Genomic DNA, 15,756 nt, shown 5'->3' on the forward strand with positions numbered 1-15,756 from the left:
TTACTGATTGGGAATAACGATTATTACAAACGATAGGTTAGGCTAAGGTTATCAGATACAATCTACCGCCGCAAGAATTCAGTTTTCAGCAGCATAGCTGAGTTTGCTGCTATTTATAGAATACCATAAAAAGTAATATAATGCTACTCTAGTCAGCCGTAATGCTATCTTTTTGTGACTCGCTGTACGGCTGTGCTACCAACCGTGCAGTGCGAATATTCTGACAGGTGCTGGTAGTAAACAGTATTGATTTTAGTTACACTCTACTGCGCACATATAGAATACTGCAAACCCGTTAAGGCCTTGTAGATAAAGAAAAAATATAGGGGTAGAATATCTCATAGCCAAATAACCAAGCGCATACGTTGTGTTGCATTGGCTGCTTGCTGTAATAGAACGGTATTGTTGCGTAGTTTACGTAAGAACAATCAGCGGCACTAAAAACAAAAATCCGACTAGCTGGTGCTGGTCGGATTTTTTAAAACAAGAGTTGGGTAAACTACTCAGCAGTTTCGGTCTTGCGCGGACGGCCGGGCTTGCGGGCACCTTCCGCGCGTGGCTTACGCTCCTTAGGGGTAGGGGTATAGCCGGGTTGCAGCATTTCGTTTAGCTCTTCCAACAGCGAATTTACTTTCGTAACGTTTTTGCGAATCTGGTTGAGTAGTTGCTCGTTGGTAGCAGCATTATCAACAATTTCCTGCAGGCGGGCAATATCCATGGTTGCCATTATGAGTTAAGTTGTGAGTTTAAATTAACGTGTTGTAAATGTTACGTGACAAATATAGTGTTAGTTCCTACGTGGAAACAATAAAAAATAAATTAATTAGTAAGAGTGCGCATTTATAGGATGCGCATAAGATTGTGCCTGCTGCTGTTTTCCTGCTTTTTTATTCTGCCGATGCGTGCAGCTGTTGTAGCGAGCGGCTACAAAACAATTTGTTTTTGCTGATACCATCATCTAAAAGGATGAAATACTACACCTGCTATTGATGGTTTACTTAAAATGATAGTCATCTACAAGTGATTCAGTAGTAGCAGCTAAAGGTGAAATGCACCTTCTGAGAACTGCTTAGCTGTTGCCACTCGCAACCACAACAAGCCATTATTTTTTTTCCGCAGACGAACTACCATTTTCGCTGCCGCTCAATAAAAATTCGCGCAGCCGGTTAATATGCCGTTTGATTTCTTCGAGGCGTTCTGCCTGTTGTATGCTCCAGTATCCTTCGCCGCGGCTGGCCATGTTGCTGAGCAGGTTTTTGCGCTCTTCCATCATGCGCAGTGCTACCCACAGCGTTTCCTCCATTTCGTGCTGCGAAGATTCGAGCAGGGCCTCGGCAGTATAGGCGTGGCCGGTGTGGCAGCGAAAGCGCAACACGTTTCCTTCGTTCACTTCCCATAGGTTGCCACCGCAGCCGGGGCAGGTGAGGGGTACCTGGTGCCCAATCTCACTAACTTGCTCTACTGTTCCCATAACACGCTCGGCAATAGCCGCTTCTAGTTGCAAATCATGCGGAATATGTAATGGATCCTCTGGCTCATAGGCTTTCTGCCCTACCAGCTCCGTTAGCAGCGCGCCCATCTGGCTGATGGGCACCACGTAATCAACGGCCACGTGGCGCAGGGCACTTTCGGGCATGCTGGTAAACGCAGCATCAGCGGGGTCTTGCACCACGGCAGTGCCGCCGCAGCGCTTCACAAAGTCGAGGCCGGCAGTGCCGTCGTGCAGCATTCCCGTTAGTACTATGCCAATGACGTGGGAACCGAAAGCCACGGCGGCCGAGCGAAACAGCGCATCGGCGGCAGGGCGGTAGTTGTTCTCGTGCGGGCCTTTGGTAACCAATATGCGGTTTTCGCGCGTGAGCAGGTGCCGATCGGGCGGGGCCAGGTAGAGGCTGCCGGCCAGCAAAGGCATCTGGTCTTCAGCCAGCTGACAGTGCAGAGACGTGTGCATCGACAGCCTATGCACCAGAGGCTCACCCGTAGAATCGGGCGCCAAGTGTTGCACCACCAGTACGGCTGCCGGAAGCGTAGCGGGGAGCTGCGCTACCAACCGCGTGAGAACCGGCATACCGCCAGCGGAGGTACCAATAACAATAAGAAAAGAAGGAGTAGCCACGAAAATGTAGAAGGATAAGGTGGAATGCCAGGCGTAGAATACCTGTATACTTACGCGCCGAAACGACAGGCCGCCTATGCCGAATTAACTTAATTTAGTGAAAATTTGCTGATACGTGTCGTGTACTACGCGTACTGTTCTGCTGATTTTCTACTTCTATCGTCATTCTATAGTAGCATGAGTTCACCCAAGCAGCCCACTACGCAACTGAACAGTGACCAAGCTGCACACCCTGTGGAGGATGCCGCCGCAGCTACTACACTAGCCCATCTGAGTCGAAAGCCGTCGGGGGTAGGGGTGGTGCCCGCCGGTAGCGAAGAAGACCGGTTTACGGTGGTAGCAATGGGAGGCTCGGCGGGGGCTTTGGAGGCTTTTGAGCGGTTTTTTCAACATTTGCCCTCGCATACAGGGTTGGCCTACGTGGTGGTCACGCACTTGTCGCCCACGCAAGATGGGGAGCTGGCGCAGGTAATTCAGCACTTCACCACCATGCCCGTGCTTGAGGCCAAAGACGGTATGCGGGTGCGCCCCAATCATGTGTATGTGATTCCGCCCAAACACGACCTGAGCCTGCTGCATGGGGTGCTCTACCTGCTTAAGCCCACTCACACGCCGAGACACCGCCTACCCATCGACTTTTTCTTGCAGAGCCTGGCCAAAGACGTACGCGAGCGGGCGGTGTGCATCATCTTCTCTGGGATGGGCGCCGATGGTAGCCTGGGGCTGAAGCTGGTGATGGAAAACTTTGGGATGGTGATGGTGCAGGATCCCGAAACGGCTGTCTACGACTCGATGCCTCGCGCCGCCATGGCCACCGAGTTTGTAGACTTTGTGCTGGCGCCGGAAATGATGCCCGCCAAGCTGCTCGACTACGTGGAGCGGCCCCTGCTGGGGCGCCCGCCCCGCCCCAGCGAAAACCGGGACGACACCACTAGCAAACCAGCTCACGCCCTACAAAAAATCTTCCTGCTAATTCGCTCCCAAACCGGGCACGACTTCAGCTACTACAAGCGCAATACGGTGTTTCGGCGCATCGAGCGGCGCATGAATGCGCATCAGATCAAGGAATTCACCCACTACGCGCGCTACTTGCAGGAAAACCCCCACGAGGTAGAGCAGCTGTTTCGGGAATTACTGATTGGCGTCACCAAGTTCTTCCGCGACCACGAGGCTTTTGAGCACCTGAAAACGCATCTGCGGCCCGTGTTGCAGCGTAAGGAAACCGACAGCACCATTCGGGTGTGGGCGCCCGGCTGCTCTACCGGCGAGGAGGCCTACTCCCTGGCCATGCTACTGCTCGAATGCCTGGACGCGGTAGACCCCAGCCGCTACCTCAAAATCCAGCTGTTCGCCACCGATATCAGCGCCGAAAGCATCGACTTTGCCCGTAATGGACTTTACCCCGAGAATATCGCGGCTGATGTGAGCCCGGAACGCTTAGAGCGTTTTTTTCAGAAGGTAGATGGCCGCTACCAGATTCGCAAAGAAGTGCGCGATTTGGTGGTGTTTGCCCTGCACAACATCAACAAAGACGCGCCCTTCACGAAGCTGGACCTGCTGTGCTGCCGCAACCTGCTGATTTACTTGAGCGGGGAGCTGCAAGAAAACCTGTTGCCCGTGTTTCACTACGCGCTCAACCCCAACGGTATTCTGTTCCTGGGGCCGAGCGAAAACATTACGGGTTTCCAGGATTTGTTTCAGCCCCTGGATATGAAGTGGAAGATTTCGCGCCGCACCGAGACGGCCGCGTCGTTGCCGCGACTTGCCAATTTCCCATTTTCTTTATCGAGCCATCCCATGGCTTCGCCCGTACCGCCCGTGCTTACTCCCACTTCTGCCGCCGCTCGCCGCGATGGCGGCCCCTTTGCCTCTCTTGTTCAGAGAGAGTTGCTACGCGCCTATGCGCCGCCGGCTGTAGTCATCAACAGCAAGGGCGAAATCCTGTACGTGAATGGCCGCACGGGCAAGTACCTGGAGCCGGCTCCCGGCATGAGCGGCATGAATCTGTTTGAGATGGCCCGCGAGGAGCTGAACTTTGAAATCAGTGGGGCCGTGTACCGGGCTACCCAGTCGCGCGAGGATGTGGTGGTTGAAAACGTGCGGGTGCGCACGGATACGGGGTTGCAGGTGTTGCGGCTATCGGTGCGGCACCTAGGCGAAACTGACAGCCTAACGGGCTTGCTGCTGGTGGTATTCGAGGATCAGCCTACCCCTCGCCGCCTGCGCTTGGGTAAGCAGAGTACTTCCCTCGAGCAGCGCAACGATGTGGCTTCGGCCCTCGAAAAAGAGTTGCAATACACCAAGCACCGTCTCCAGACCACCATTGAGGAAATGGAAAGCAGCCTGGAGGAGCTGAAAAGTACCAACGAAGAGCTGCAATCGGCCAACGAGGAGTTGCAAAGCACCAACGAGGAGGCCATGACTAATAAGGAGGAGATGCAGAGCCTGAACGAAGAGCTGCTGACCTTGAACATGCAGTATATGGCGCGCACGGAGGAGCTAACGCAGTCGGCTAACGACATGAAAAACTTGCTCGACGCCACCGAAATTGCCATTATCTTCCTCGATAACGACATGTTGGTGAAGCGCTTCACGCCGCCCGTGGGCCGCATCATCAACCTGATGCCCAGCGACGTGGGGAGGCCCCTCATGCACTTTGCTTCCAACCTGCGCTACGAGCACCTCATCCGCGATGTGCAGCAGGTACTCAGCCGCCTCACCAGCCTGGAGGCCAACATACAGACCGTGAACGGGCAGTGGTACACCATGCGCATTTTGCCTTACCGTACCCTCGATAATTATATCAGCGGTGCCGTTATCACGTTCACGGAAATCACCAGCCTGAAGCAAATGGAGCAGCAGCTACAGGAAAGTGCCCGCTTTGCCGCCAGCATTCACGAGGCAGTGCGCGAGCCCCAGCTCACGCTCGACCAACATTTGCGGGTGCTCACGGCCAGCCGCTCCTTTGCCGACGCCTTTCGGGAGCCGAGCGACCAGTTGCCGGGCAAACCGCTCATCAGCCTCAACGGCGGTGCCTGGGACAAACTGGCCCTGCGCCACCAGCTGCACCAGTTGCTCGATCCTAAATCGGAGCAGATGGAGTTCAACGACTTGCTACTGGATATGGTGCTGCCAGAGATAGGGCAGCGGCAGGTGGTGCTGTATGGCCGGCGCCTGCTACACCAGGGCCAGCCCACCAACCAAGTGCTGCTAGGCGTGAAAGCCATAGTAGAGGGTGCCGCGCTCTGAGCCGCACACCGCACTTGGGTATCGCTAATTTTAGAAATTTCAATCTGCTTGGAGTATGGGAAGGATTGAAGAAGAGCAACCGCAGGACGACTCCCGCGCTAAACTAGCGCTGAGCGCGCTGCGTCAGCGGGCCGAGGAACGGCGGCAGCTGACTACGCGGCCTGCACCAGCTGGTACACCGGCCGAGGTGCGGCAGCTGGTGCAGGAGCTGCAAGTGCACCAGATTGAGCTGGAAATGCAGTATGAGGAACTGTTGCTGGCTCAAGTGGAGGCCGAGAAAAGCCGCGCGCAGTATGTTGATCTATACGAGTTTGCGCCCGTGGGCTACTGCACCATCGCCGTCGACGGTCAGCTACAGCAGTTGAATTTGCGCGCCAGCCAGCTATTGGGTGCGCCGAGGCAGCAGCTGGTAGGGCGGCGCTTGACGTTGTTCGTAGAGATGAGCAGTCGGGAGTCGTTTATGGTGTTTCTACAGCAGCTGCTCATCACTGAGCAAGGCCAGACCCTGATACTGCCCATGCGCCGCATTGATGACAGCGTGTTTTATGCCCGTCTGGAAGGTATGTCTGTACTCACGGGCACCACCGAGCCGCAGTGCCGCTTGGCCCTGTTCGATGTAACGGAGCAATACCAGGCGCAACAAGCACTAACCATCAGCATGAAGCGGTTTCGTACGCTCTTTGAGCAGAGTGAAGACGGTATGCTGCTGCTGCGCAACAATCGGTTTGTAGACTGCAACAACAGCGTCCTGCGCCTGCTGCAACTACCCCATAAAGAAGCTTTGCTTGGCCAACATGCCTCGGCTTTCTCGCCCGAGCGGCAGCCCAATGGCTTGCAGTCCTTTGCCCTGGCCGATCATTACTGGGATGAGGTACTGCTGCGCGGCTCCTTGCAATTTGAGTGGTGTCGACTGCGGGCCAACGGAGAGCCGTTTTGGGAGGAAGTGCTGCTCACCTCAATTCCCGAGGAAGAGGGTAGCGCATTGGTGCACGCCAACTGGCGCGACATCACAGACCGCAAGCTGGCGGAGGTTGAGCGGGCTACCCAGCAGCAGCGCCTCGCCGATGCCGTACTGAACGCCCAAGAAGTTGAGAAGCGCCGTATTGCGGAGTCGTTGCACAACGGGCTGGGACAGTCGCTGTATGCCGCCAAGTTGCACCTAGACCATATCCAGGTAGGGAACGAGCAAGCCTCGCAGCAAGCCAAATCGAAGGTAGGGCAGCTGTTGTCCAGTGCCATCAAGCAGGCCCGCACGTTGTCGCACCAGCTTGTGCCCACCATGCTGGACGACTTTGGGCTGGAAGCGGCCATGAAAGATATCTGCCGGATTTGCAGCAGCCCGGTCTTACAGCTACGCTGCCACGTGCAGCCCCTACCCGCCAGCCTGCCCAAAAACCTGCAAATTGCCGTGTATCGCATGGCGCAGGAGCTAACCAACAATATCGTAAAACACGCCCAAGCTACGCAAGCACAGCTGCGCCTATATAAGGAGGGTAGCTACCTCATTCTTCAGGCTCTCGACAACGGCCGCGGCTTCGACGCGCAGCAGTCATCTTCCTCCGATAGCTTGGGGCTGAGTGCTATCCGCGACCGGGTGCGCCTGCTAAACGGCAACCTGAACATCGACTCGGAGACCGGGCAGGGGACGGACGTCACGGTTTCTCTACCCTTGGCCCAGGACAGATTCACTACGGCGGCCTCCGCAGGCTGAGCGCCGCCTAAAGCGACTGGCGGTCGGAACCGAAGGGTACAGGTGAGGGTAGGGCGCAGGGCGCGGCCAGCAAATCGCAGACTTCCTGCCAGCTCAGCTCGCCGGCCACATACCGCTGATACAGAGCCTGGGCGCGGGCCGGCGTTTTGAGGCCCATATTTTCCCGCACAATTAGCATCTGCCGAAGCACGTGTGCCCGCTGCTGCTGCGTCTGGGCAAAGGGGCCGAATTTAGGATTGTGAGCCATAAGAATACTGGAAAGGAGAGGATAGGACGAGTAGCAAATTTGCTAAATTGTATATAGAGAATCAATCGTATAAACCCGTAAGTGGCTTAGTGACAATTACGTAATTAACCTCGTTTTAGAAATCAGTATCGAAAGCAGGAGTAGGTAACCGTGGTAAGCAAATACACGGCAGTAGTCAGTGGGAACACATTTTTGGAACAAAAAAAGGCCATCTGCCGGAGGGCAGATGGCCTTGCAAAGCGGGGGAAGTAGTCCGTAGGGGAATCGAACCCCTGTTGGCAGAATGAAAATCTGCAGTCCTAACCCCTAGACGAACGGACCAGATAACTGTGCCCCGATGCGCTTTGGTGCTGCAAAGGTAATATCAGATCATAAGAATGCAAGTAGGCAGCAGAAAAAAATATTATGCAAGCTATTTCCGTGCTTTCTGGGCTTGTTTAGCTTACCGAAAATTAGTGCTGGCGCTGCTAAACGGCTGGCGGCGCTTCAGCCTATACCGGAAGTAGATGTTGCTAGTCGCCGGGTGTATAACAGAACCGTCGGGTAACACGCCCCACCCGTGTTGTAAAGAAAAGTGAATAATGAAACCATAGGACAATAAAAAAGGCCTTCTGCTGGGGAGCAGAAGGCCTTGCAAAGCGGGGGAAGTAGTCCGTAGGGGAATCGAACCCCTGTTGGCAGAATGAAAATCTGCAGTCCTAACCCCTAGACGAACGGACCAGATAACTGTGCCCCGATGCGCTTTGGTGCTGCAAAAGTAGCGTAGGGAAACTTCAACGCAATATCTGATGCGAAAAAAAAGTGTACTCGCTGGCAAATAGATTGATTTACAGGTAGAAAATTTTTCGTTTTTACCTCATCATACGAAGCGGAATAGCTACGAACTGCCATCTGTACGTACTAAAGGCATTTACCTGCCAGCGCGGAAACACTTCCGAAACACTTGTCCTACCTGGCTGGTTAATTTGGCGAAGTTAAGGAGGCCCTTTACCTTCGCCTCGCCTAACCCTAAACCCGACCCGCACTTGTGCGGGCCGATTAACCCCTTTTTCCTGCTATGGCTAAGATTAAAGTCGCCATCAACGGATTTGGCCGCATTGGCCGCCTCACGTTCCGGTCGCTGCTCAAGCGCGACAACGTGGAGGTGGTTGCCATCAACGACCTGACCGATAACAAGACCCTCGCCCACCTGCTCAAGTACGACTCGCTGCACGGCCGCTTCGACGGCACGGTATCGTACGATGAGGACAGCCTGACCGTGAACGGCCAGCGCATCACAGCTCTGGCCGAGCGCGACCCCAAGCTGCTGCCCTGGGGCGACATGGGTATTGATGTAGTGCTGGAATCGACCGGCCGCTTTGTAGACGAGGCAGGCGCTGGCCAGCACCTCACGGCTGGTGCCAAAAAGGTAGTGATTTCGGCTCCGGCTACCGGCAACATCCCCACGGTTGTGCTGGGCGTGAACGAAGATATCCTGACCGGCGACGAGACCATCCTCTCCAACGCCAGCTGCACCACCAACTGCTTGGCCCCCATGGCGAAGGTGCTGGATGATGCGTTCGGTATTGAGAAAGGCTACATCACCACGGTGCACGCCTACACTTCGGACCAGAACCTGCAAGACGCGCCACACAAAGACCTGCGTCGTGCCCGCGCTGCTGCCTATAGCATCATCCCTACCAGCACTGGCGCCGCTAAGGCCGTGGGTTTGGTATTGCCCCAGCTGAAAGGCAAGCTCGATGGTATTGCCATGCGCGTGCCTATTCCAGACGGTTCTACCACCGACCTGACGGTAATCCTGAAAACGGAAGCTACCAAAGAGCAGATCAACGAGGCCATCAAGAAGGCCGCCGAAGGTCCCCTGAAAGGCATCCTGGAGTACAGCACCGATCCGCTGGTAAGCATCGACATTGTAGGCAACACGCACTCGTGTATCTTCGACTCGCAGCTGACGGCCGCCAACGGCACGCTGGTGAAAGTTGTAGGCTGGTACGACAACGAAATCGGCTACAGCTCGCGCACCGCTGACCTCATCGAGAAGCTCGGTGTGAAAATGCAGGGCTAAGCTCCGCTCACAGTGCATGAGAAAGCGGCCTACCCACACCGGGTAGGCCGCTTTTTTGTAAGGGCATACCAATAGAATTGCCGACTTTTGAACCCCAAACGAATCCTCTACCCACTACTCACTACTCACTACTCACCATCTCACCATCTCACCATCTCACCACCTTGCGCATCTGTTTTATTCTGAATCCGATGTCTGGCACCAATCGTCGGCAAGATGTAGCGGGGCTACTGTCGCGCTACCTCGATCCGGCGCGGGTGACCTACGAAGTGCGCCACACCGAATACGCCGGCCACGCCGTACAGCTGGCCCGCGACGCCGCCGAAGCTGGCTGCCGGGTGGTGGTGGCCGTGGGGGGCGATGGCACGGTGAACGAGGTAGGGCGGGGGCTGCTGGGCACGGGGGCTGCCCTAGGCATTTTGCCCCGTGGCTCTGGCAACGGCCTGGCCCGCCACCTGCGCGTGCCGATGGCGCTTACAGCCGCCATCAAACGTCTGAACGCCCCGAAATTCCAGCGGATTGATGCGGGTTGTATCAATGGGCATCAGTTTTTTTGCACAGCGGGGGTAGGGTTCGATGCCCATGTGAGCAAGTGCTTTGCCGTAGCGGGTACTCGCGGGCTGGCTACTTATGTGAAGGTAGCCCTACACGAATATCGCCGCTACCAACCTACGCCGGTGCAGGTGCATTTTGCTGATAACGTGTTAGAAACCAGTTGCTACGTGTTGGCCTTTGCCAATGCTGCGCAGTATGGCAATAACGCTTACATCGCTCCAAACGCCAACATTCAGGACGGTTTGCTGGATTTGTGCCTGATTGATGCATTACCCTTGCTGCGGGCAGTGCGTGTAGGGGTAGGGCTGGCGCTGGGCAACTTGCCTACCTCGGGTGCCGCCGTATACCACACTGCGCAGCAGGTACGGGTGGAGGCCGCGCAGCCGCTCGGCTTCCACGTAGATGGCGACTACGTTGGCGAAGACACTCACTTTGCCGTGGAGCTAACCCCACTGGCGCTGGAAGTGGCCGTTTGAAATAGTAGTGAGATGGTGAAGTTGTGAAATAGTGAGTTTGCTGTTTTGTCACACAATCCACACCATCTCGCCTACACCATGTCGTCAGAACCTCAAACTCACCATTTCACAACTTCACCATCTCACCTGATGAAAGCTGATAAAAATCGGAAAGGCCGCGAAGGCATTGTGTACTCGACTAGTAGTGACTTTGAATACCAGTACAACGACGAAGCCGCAGTGACGACGTTGCCGCCTCAGCAGCAAAATCTGCGCGTGCAGCTCGACAAAAAAGCCCGCGCCGGCAAGCAAGTCACCCTCGTAACCGGCTTCGTAGGCACCGATGCCGACTTGCAAACGCTAGGTAAGCTGCTAAAAACGAAATGTGGGGTAGGCGGCAATGCTAAAGACGGCGAAATCCTCATTCAGGGTGACTTCCGCGATAAAGTAATGGCCGTGCTACTAGCTGCCGGCTACAAGGCAAAAAAGGCGGGCGGCTAAACCAGCCTGACTCGTGGGCGTATGCACAAGTCAGTATGGCCGCCTCTGCTCCCTCCAAATCAACCGCTCCGCTCGCCGATGCACCCCGTGGCATGGGCCGCAAGCGCCTGAGCGTGCGCGCCGAGCTGCTGCTGGCCTTGCTGCCCACAGCTACGGTGCTGGCGGTGCTGGCTCTGGTGGAGGTATATAGCCACCAGCGGCTACTGTTTGCCTCTTTGGCTTCCAGCGCTTTCCTCATCTACCTCGACCCCGAACACGCCACCAACAGCGGCCGTACGCTGCTGCTCTCGCAGTGCGCGGCGGCCGTGGCCGGCTTTGGCTTCTACGCGTGGCTGGGGCCGGGCTACCTCCCCGCCGCGCTGGCCATGCTCACGGTGATTGGGCTGATGGTGGTGCTGGATGCGGTGCACCCGCCGGCCGTATCCACGGCCCTCAGCTTCGCCTTTCAGGGGCAGAAGGCCGATAACCTGCTGCTATTTGGGGCCGCCGTGGGGCTGATTCTGGTGCTGGTGGCTCTGCAACGAGGCTCGGTGTGGCTGTTGCGCCGTCTCACTCACACGTCGTCTGCCGCTGCCGCGGCCCTTACCCAACCCCGATGATTGCTACCCCCGAAAGTCTGGGAGTTGAAGGCTCCGTCATTGCTGCCGTGCAGTGGATCAAGCTGACTGTGGAGGCCATTGGTGCCTGCATCATTGGCCTGGGCGTAATAATTGCCGGCAGTCAGTTTGTGTGGGCGCTATTGCGTCGCCAGCCCGCCAACTTCAATGCCATTCGATTGATGCTGGCCCGTTATCTGGCCGTAGCGCTGGAATTTCAACTCGGCGCCGATGTATTGAGTACAGCCATTGCGCCAGGGTGGGAAGAAATTGGGAAGCTCGGCGCCATTGCTGTGATTCGTACGGCGCTTAACTACTTCTTATCTATTGAGATGAAGCAGGAAAGCGCATCCGAACACGAGGAGCGCGTAGCCGCTCAGGCCTCGGGGGAGGAGAAGTAGGGTAGGAGGGTGTGAGGGTAGGTAAGGTAGGAAGTCTGTCATCCTGAGCTTGCGAAGGACCTTATCATGGTTGAACGGGTCGTTGTGATGCCTGTCGTTCTCACGTGAGAAGGTCCTTCGCAAGCTCAGGATGACAGCCTTCTCCTACACCCTCTTACCCTATCATCTGCGCCAGCGCCCGCGTCACATCCTCTGGCGTATCAATGCCTAGAGTAGCCAACTCGGTTTCGGCGGTGCGGATACGGTAGCCGTGCTCCAGCCACCGCAGCTGCTCCAGGCTCTCGGCTAGTTCGAGGGGAGAGGGGGGTAGGCGGGTTAGCTCGGCCAGCACAGCGGGACGGTAGGCGTAGAGGCCGATGTGGCGCAGATAGTGGTGGTAGGCCAGCCAGTCGGCGGGGTTGTGCTGGCGCTGGTAGGGTAGGGGGTGGCGGCTGAAATACAGCGCCTCGCCCCGCGTGTTCAGCACCACTTTGGGCAAATGTGGGCTGCGGAGCTCCTCCTCGCTCACCACGTGCTTCACTAGCGTACCAATCTGGGTTTCAGCGTCAGTAAATAAATCCAGTAGCAAATTGATCTGTGCGGGATGGATAAACGGCTCGTCGCCCTGAATATTCACCACGCAATCGGCCGTTTCGCCCAATTGCTGGTAGGCCTCATACACGCGGTCGGTACCGCTGGGGTGGTCGGAGGACGTCAGCACGGCCTCGCCGCCAAAATCCAGCACATGCTGGTGAATGCGGGTATCATCGGTGGCCACTACCACGCGGCTGAGGTTAGCTTGCCGGGCCTGATTCACCACCCGCTGAATCATGGACTGACCACCCAAATCAATTAATGGCTTGCCGGGTAGGCGGGTGGAAGCATAGCGAGCCGGAATGATACCAATGGCGTGTAGCATGGGCGGGAGGGTAGGGAAAATCTGGAACAGCGCAAAATAAGCATCTTTCCGCCCGCGTTTCCTATTGAGGAATGGTACTGTGCGGAGATTAATCTTTATCTTTCGGCCTTATTACGGGTAAAAAGCGTGGGCTGGAGCGTGAGGTTGCCCGGTGCTCTTTTCCACGATATAGTTATGATGATTCGTCTTTCTTTTTTGCTGGTGCTACTTGTAGGTACGAGCCGTGCCGTTTGTGCCACCGTATTGCCACCAGCTGTGCTGCCCGATTCGATTGGGGTAGAATACCGGGGCAATAAAATGCTAATCAAGCACTTGGTAACTGCCGGTGAAACGCTATACGGCTTGTCGCGGCGCTATAAGGTGACGGTGGAAAGCATTGTGGAAGCCAATCCACAGTTGCAGGGTGCCCTAGTGAAAGGCCAGGTGGTGCTAGTGCCCCGCACCCGCGTGGTCCTGACGCCCGCTCCGGCTACCAGGGCCACAGCCGCCGCGTCCTCTGCCACAACGCCTGCCGCCCGCGCCCTACCCACCGATGCCCGCGGCAACCATGTGTATACTGTGAAGCCCGGCCAGACGCTGTTTTCCATTGCCCAACGCTACGGCGTGAGTACCACGGAGCTGATTCGGCTGAACCGCCTACCCGCCTCGGGTGTCGTGAATGCCAACCAGACACTGATTATCGTGCCGGCCGCTGCTGGTAGCGTGGCTGCGGCCAAGGCAGCGCCTACCCGGCCCGCGCCAACGGTTGTAGCACCACCGGCCGCTGCTGCCGCGCCCCGTCCCGAAGACCCCGACCGCAACCGCCCAAAAGAAACTCCAGCGCCCGCACCCGTTGAAGCTCCTACCACCGACGACCCCGAGGACGAACGTGCCCCGGAGCATGCCAGCGAAATTGTGAGCCGTGTGCGCGAAAGTGGCCTGGCTGCCATCATCGAAGGCTCTACCACCGAAAAGTACCTGGCTCTGCACAAAACCGCGCCCGTAGGCACCATCATGCAGGTGCGCAATATCATGAACGGCCAGTCGGTGTACGTGCGCGTGATTGGCCACCTGCCCGATACCGGCGACAATGCCAACATGCTGGTGCGCCTCTCGCCCCGCGCGGTGCAACGCCTCGTCACCCCCGATCAACGCTTCCGCGTGGAGACGTCCTACGTGCCGTAAGTGGTGAGATGGTGAACTAGTGAAATGGTGAGTTTGATATTTTATCGGCGCCACTTGCGCGAACTGCACTAATAGCACCAGTAGAACGTCAAACTCACCATTTCACTAGTTCACCATCTCACCACATGAACACCGCCCAGCTGCGGGACTTTCTGGAGGAGCACTATGACCGCTACGACCAGCCCGCTTTCATCGAAAACGACCCCATTAGCCTACCGCACCGCTTCACCCAGAAGCAGGATATTGAAATCAGTGGGTTGTTTGCAGCGCTGCTGGCCTGGGGGCAACGCAAAACCATCATCAACAAAACCAGCGAACTGCTGCGTCGCATGGACGACGCGCCCCACCAGTTCGTGCTGCACCACTCCGACGACGACCTAAAGCAGCTGCTAGGCTTCTGCCACCGCACCTTCTGTGATACGGATCTGCTCTACTTCGTACACTGGCTGCGGTGGTATTACCAACAGCATGAGTCGTTGGAGGATGCCTTTTTACATGGCGACACGCAAAAGGAGCGGTTGCAAAACTTTCACAACCTGTTTTTTAGCTTAGCCGACGCCCCTCAGCGCACCCGCAAGCACGTGGCTACTCCAGCCCGCGGTTCGGCCTGCAAACGGGTGAATATGTACTTGCGCTGGATGGTGCGCCCCGACGTGCGTGGCGTAGATTTTGGCCTCTGGACGCGCCTAGCGCCCGCCAACCTCATTTGTCCCTGCGATGTGCACGTAGAGCGTATTGCTCGCCGCCTGGGCCTGATGACGCGCACCGTGGTAGACTGGCAGGCTGCCGAAGACCTCACAGCTCACTTGCGCACTTTCGATCCACTGGACCCAGTGAAGTATGATTTCGCGCTGTTTGGACTAGGGGTAGAGGAAAAAATGGAGAACAAACAAAACCCAATTTTTAGGTAAGAAAGCATTGAAATGGTATTAGCATAATTCTGCTAAATATTTATAAAATATTGTCATGCTTTAAACAGCTCGCTATCATCGGCGTAAAGTGTAATAGAACTTTTATTTCACAGAAACTCTGATAATCATGAAAATAGCTTCTTTATTTCTCGTTTGCGGTTTGGCTGCCGGTATGGCTGGTTGCTCCGGTTCAGAGTCGGCCGTGGTAGTAGGTAGCGACCAGCGTGGCGACGCCAACCAAGCCACGAATGCGTACAGTAGTGTGCCTTCCACGGCAAGTTCTGACGCCGTAGACTTCTCAAAGTATAAAACGTATTCCTGGGCCTCGCAAGTACGCGATGAGGGCAATACGGTATACTTTCTCAACGATTTGGTATTCAAAGCCATGGTGCGCGATGCCGTAGACCACGAAATGGTTTCGCGGGGTTACACCTACTCTCCTAGCGGTGGCGACCTGCTGTTGAACTTCCGGGTATTCGACCAACCCACTGAAATCAGATCCAACGAGAACCTAGGCAACGGCTACTGGGGCACCAGCGAAACCTACGCTTATAACCCACGCAATCAGGTGAAACTGGATCGGGGTAGCATTTTGGTGCAGATGATTGACCGCGACAAGAGCGTGGAAGTGTGGCAGGGCTACGCCTCAGGCTTAACCAACGGTAATGCCTTCGACAAAGACAAAAACAAAGTATACACGGCTGTCGGGCAGATATTTAATAAGTACGAATATCGCGGCGATAAACTGTAGTGTCTTGCTGCCAATTAGTTATGCGAATAAAAGGCCAATGCTGATGCGTTGGCCTTTTGCGTTGTGCTGCATGTTAGTGATAATGCATAGGTAAAGAGACTTGGACAATAGAACCGGCACGCGACTCCTGTAAAAG

14 protein-coding genes and 2 tRNA genes are annotated in these 15,756 nt (G+C 55.9%); 10 read left to right on the plus strand and 6 right to left on the minus strand.

Annotated elements, in window-relative coordinates; all coding sequences use genetic code 11:
• Positions 1-499: 499 nt before the first annotated feature.
• Both H8B15_RS03305 and H8B15_RS03310 read right to left on the minus strand, forming a co-directional pair.
• Positions 500-727 carry a hypothetical protein gene (locus H8B15_RS03305; RefSeq protein ID WP_187318239.1) on the minus strand — a complete coding sequence of 76 codons (228 nt, stop codon included), beginning with the start codon at positions 725-727 and terminating at the stop codon, positions 500-502.
• A 375-nt stretch (positions 728-1,102) separates the two neighbouring features.
• Positions 1,103-2,116: a chemotaxis protein CheB gene (locus H8B15_RS03310; protein WP_187318240.1), complete on the minus strand. Its 1,014-nt coding sequence runs from the start codon at positions 2,114-2,116 to the stop codon at positions 1,103-1,105.
• Positions 2,117-2,293: 177 nt separating this feature from the next.
• Here H8B15_RS03310 and H8B15_RS03315 point away from each other — a divergent pair, with 177 nt between their 5' ends.
• A complete protein-coding gene (locus H8B15_RS03315; RefSeq protein WP_187318241.1) occupies positions 2,294-5,365 on the plus strand; it encodes a CheR family methyltransferase in 3,072 nt (1,023 codons plus the stop codon).
• 55 nt (positions 5,366-5,420) lie between these two features.
• A complete protein-coding gene (locus H8B15_RS03320; RefSeq protein WP_187318242.1) occupies positions 5,421-7,076 on the plus strand; it encodes a PAS domain-containing sensor histidine kinase in 1,656 nt (551 codons plus the stop codon).
• 7 nt (positions 7,077-7,083) lie between these two features.
• Here the strand turns inward: H8B15_RS03320 and H8B15_RS03325 are convergent, their stop codons facing one another.
• From H8B15_RS03325 to H8B15_RS03335, 3 genes are all read right to left on the minus strand, one after another.
• Positions 7,084-7,323 (minus strand): hypothetical protein, encoded by a 240-nt coding sequence (locus H8B15_RS03325; RefSeq protein WP_187318243.1) that lies wholly within the window; start codon positions 7,321-7,323, stop codon positions 7,084-7,086.
• 249 nt (positions 7,324-7,572) lie between these two features.
• Positions 7,573-7,644: transfer RNA gene (locus H8B15_RS03330), tRNA-Glu, on the minus strand.
• 327 nt (positions 7,645-7,971) lie between these two features.
• Positions 7,972-8,043, minus strand: a tRNA-Glu gene (locus H8B15_RS03335).
• 337 nt (positions 8,044-8,380) lie between these two features.
• Here H8B15_RS03335 and gap point away from each other — a divergent pair.
• From gap to H8B15_RS03360, 5 genes are all read left to right on the plus strand, one after another.
• Entirely contained in the window at positions 8,381-9,388 is a 1,008-nt protein-coding gene (gene gap / locus H8B15_RS03340; RefSeq protein ID WP_187318244.1) for a type I glyceraldehyde-3-phosphate dehydrogenase, read from the plus strand.
• Between the two features lie 164 nt (positions 9,389-9,552).
• Positions 9,553-10,419, plus strand: a complete 867-nt coding sequence (locus H8B15_RS03345) for a diacylglycerol/lipid kinase family protein (RefSeq protein WP_281383869.1) — start codon at positions 9,553-9,555, stop codon at positions 10,417-10,419.
• A gap of 129 nt (positions 10,420-10,548) precedes the next feature.
• Entirely contained in the window at positions 10,549-10,899 is a 351-nt protein-coding gene (locus H8B15_RS03350; RefSeq protein ID WP_187318246.1) for a translation initiation factor, read from the plus strand.
• A 35-nt stretch (positions 10,900-10,934) separates the two neighbouring features.
• Complete coding sequence (locus H8B15_RS03355) at positions 10,935-11,498, plus strand: HPP family protein (RefSeq protein WP_187318247.1); 564 nt, start codon at positions 10,935-10,937, stop codon at positions 11,496-11,498.
• Positions 11,495-11,896: a DUF1622 domain-containing protein gene (locus tag H8B15_RS03360; protein ID WP_187318248.1), complete on the plus strand. Its 402-nt coding sequence runs from the start codon at positions 11,495-11,497 to the stop codon at positions 11,894-11,896. The genes H8B15_RS03355 and H8B15_RS03360 overlap by 4 nt, the downstream gene beginning before the upstream one ends.
• 154 nt (positions 11,897-12,050) lie before the next feature.
• Here the strand turns inward: H8B15_RS03360 and kdsB are convergent, their stop codons facing one another.
• On the minus strand, positions 12,051-12,794 hold the full coding sequence (gene kdsB, locus H8B15_RS03365) for a 3-deoxy-manno-octulosonate cytidylyltransferase (RefSeq protein WP_187318249.1): 744 nt from the start codon (positions 12,792-12,794) through the stop codon (positions 12,051-12,053).
• A 174-nt stretch (positions 12,795-12,968) separates the two neighbouring features.
• Here kdsB and H8B15_RS03370 point away from each other — a divergent pair, with 174 nt between their 5' ends.
• The 3 genes from H8B15_RS03370 (at position 12,969) to H8B15_RS03380 (ending at position 15,620) form a co-directional block, all read left to right on the plus strand.
• On the plus strand, positions 12,969-13,958 hold the full coding sequence (locus tag H8B15_RS03370) for a LysM peptidoglycan-binding domain-containing protein (protein WP_187318250.1): 990 nt from the start codon (positions 12,969-12,971) through the stop codon (positions 13,956-13,958).
• A 125-nt stretch (positions 13,959-14,083) separates the two neighbouring features.
• Positions 14,084-14,869, plus strand: coding sequence for a TIGR02757 family protein (locus H8B15_RS03375; RefSeq protein WP_187318251.1), 786 nt, complete (start codon positions 14,084-14,086; stop codon positions 14,867-14,869).
• Positions 14,870-14,996: 127 nt separating this feature from the next.
• Positions 14,997-15,620: a DUF4136 domain-containing protein gene (locus tag H8B15_RS03380; RefSeq protein ID WP_187318252.1), complete on the plus strand. Its 624-nt coding sequence runs from the start codon at positions 14,997-14,999 to the stop codon at positions 15,618-15,620.
• The last annotated feature ends 136 nt before the right edge of the window (positions 15,621-15,756 follow it).

It is taken from the genome of Hymenobacter citatus, from assembly GCF_014333615.1.
Lineage (GTDB): Bacteria > Bacteroidota > Bacteroidia > Cytophagales > Hymenobacteraceae > Hymenobacter > Hymenobacter citatus.

Bases quoted from the DNA above. Each gene is read 5' to 3' on its own strand.
- H8B15_RS03355 (WP_187318247.1), top strand. From the start codon at position 10,935: ATGGCCGCCTCTGCTCCCTCCAAATCAACCGCTCCGCTCGCCGATGCA.
- H8B15_RS03375 (WP_187318251.1), top strand. From the start codon at position 14,084: ATGAACACCGCCCAGCTGCGGGACTTTCTGGAGGAGCACTATGACCGC.
- H8B15_RS03325 (WP_187318243.1), bottom strand. From the start codon at position 7,323: ATGGCTCACAATCCTAAATTCGGCCCCTTTGCCCAGACGCAGCAGCAG.
- H8B15_RS03380 (WP_187318252.1), top strand. From the start codon at position 14,997: ATGAAAATAGCTTCTTTATTTCTCGTTTGCGGTTTGGCTGCCGGTATG.
- H8B15_RS03350 (WP_187318246.1), top strand. From the start codon at position 10,549: ATGAAAGCTGATAAAAATCGGAAAGGCCGCGAAGGCATTGTGTACTCG.
- gap (WP_187318244.1), top strand. From the start codon at position 8,381: ATGGCTAAGATTAAAGTCGCCATCAACGGATTTGGCCGCATTGGCCGC.
- H8B15_RS03370 (WP_187318250.1), top strand. From the start codon at position 12,969: ATGATGATTCGTCTTTCTTTTTTGCTGGTGCTACTTGTAGGTACGAGC.
- H8B15_RS03320 (WP_187318242.1), top strand. From the start codon at position 5,421: ATGGGAAGGATTGAAGAAGAGCAACCGCAGGACGACTCCCGCGCTAAA.
- kdsB (WP_187318249.1), bottom strand. From the start codon at position 12,794: ATGCTACACGCCATTGGTATCATTCCGGCTCGCTATGCTTCCACCCGC.
- H8B15_RS03315 (WP_187318241.1), top strand. From the start codon at position 2,294: ATGAGTTCACCCAAGCAGCCCACTACGCAACTGAACAGTGACCAAGCT.
- H8B15_RS03305 (WP_187318239.1), bottom strand. From the start codon at position 727: ATGGCAACCATGGATATTGCCCGCCTGCAGGAAATTGTTGATAATGCT.
- H8B15_RS03360 (WP_187318248.1), top strand. From the start codon at position 11,495: ATGATTGCTACCCCCGAAAGTCTGGGAGTTGAAGGCTCCGTCATTGCT.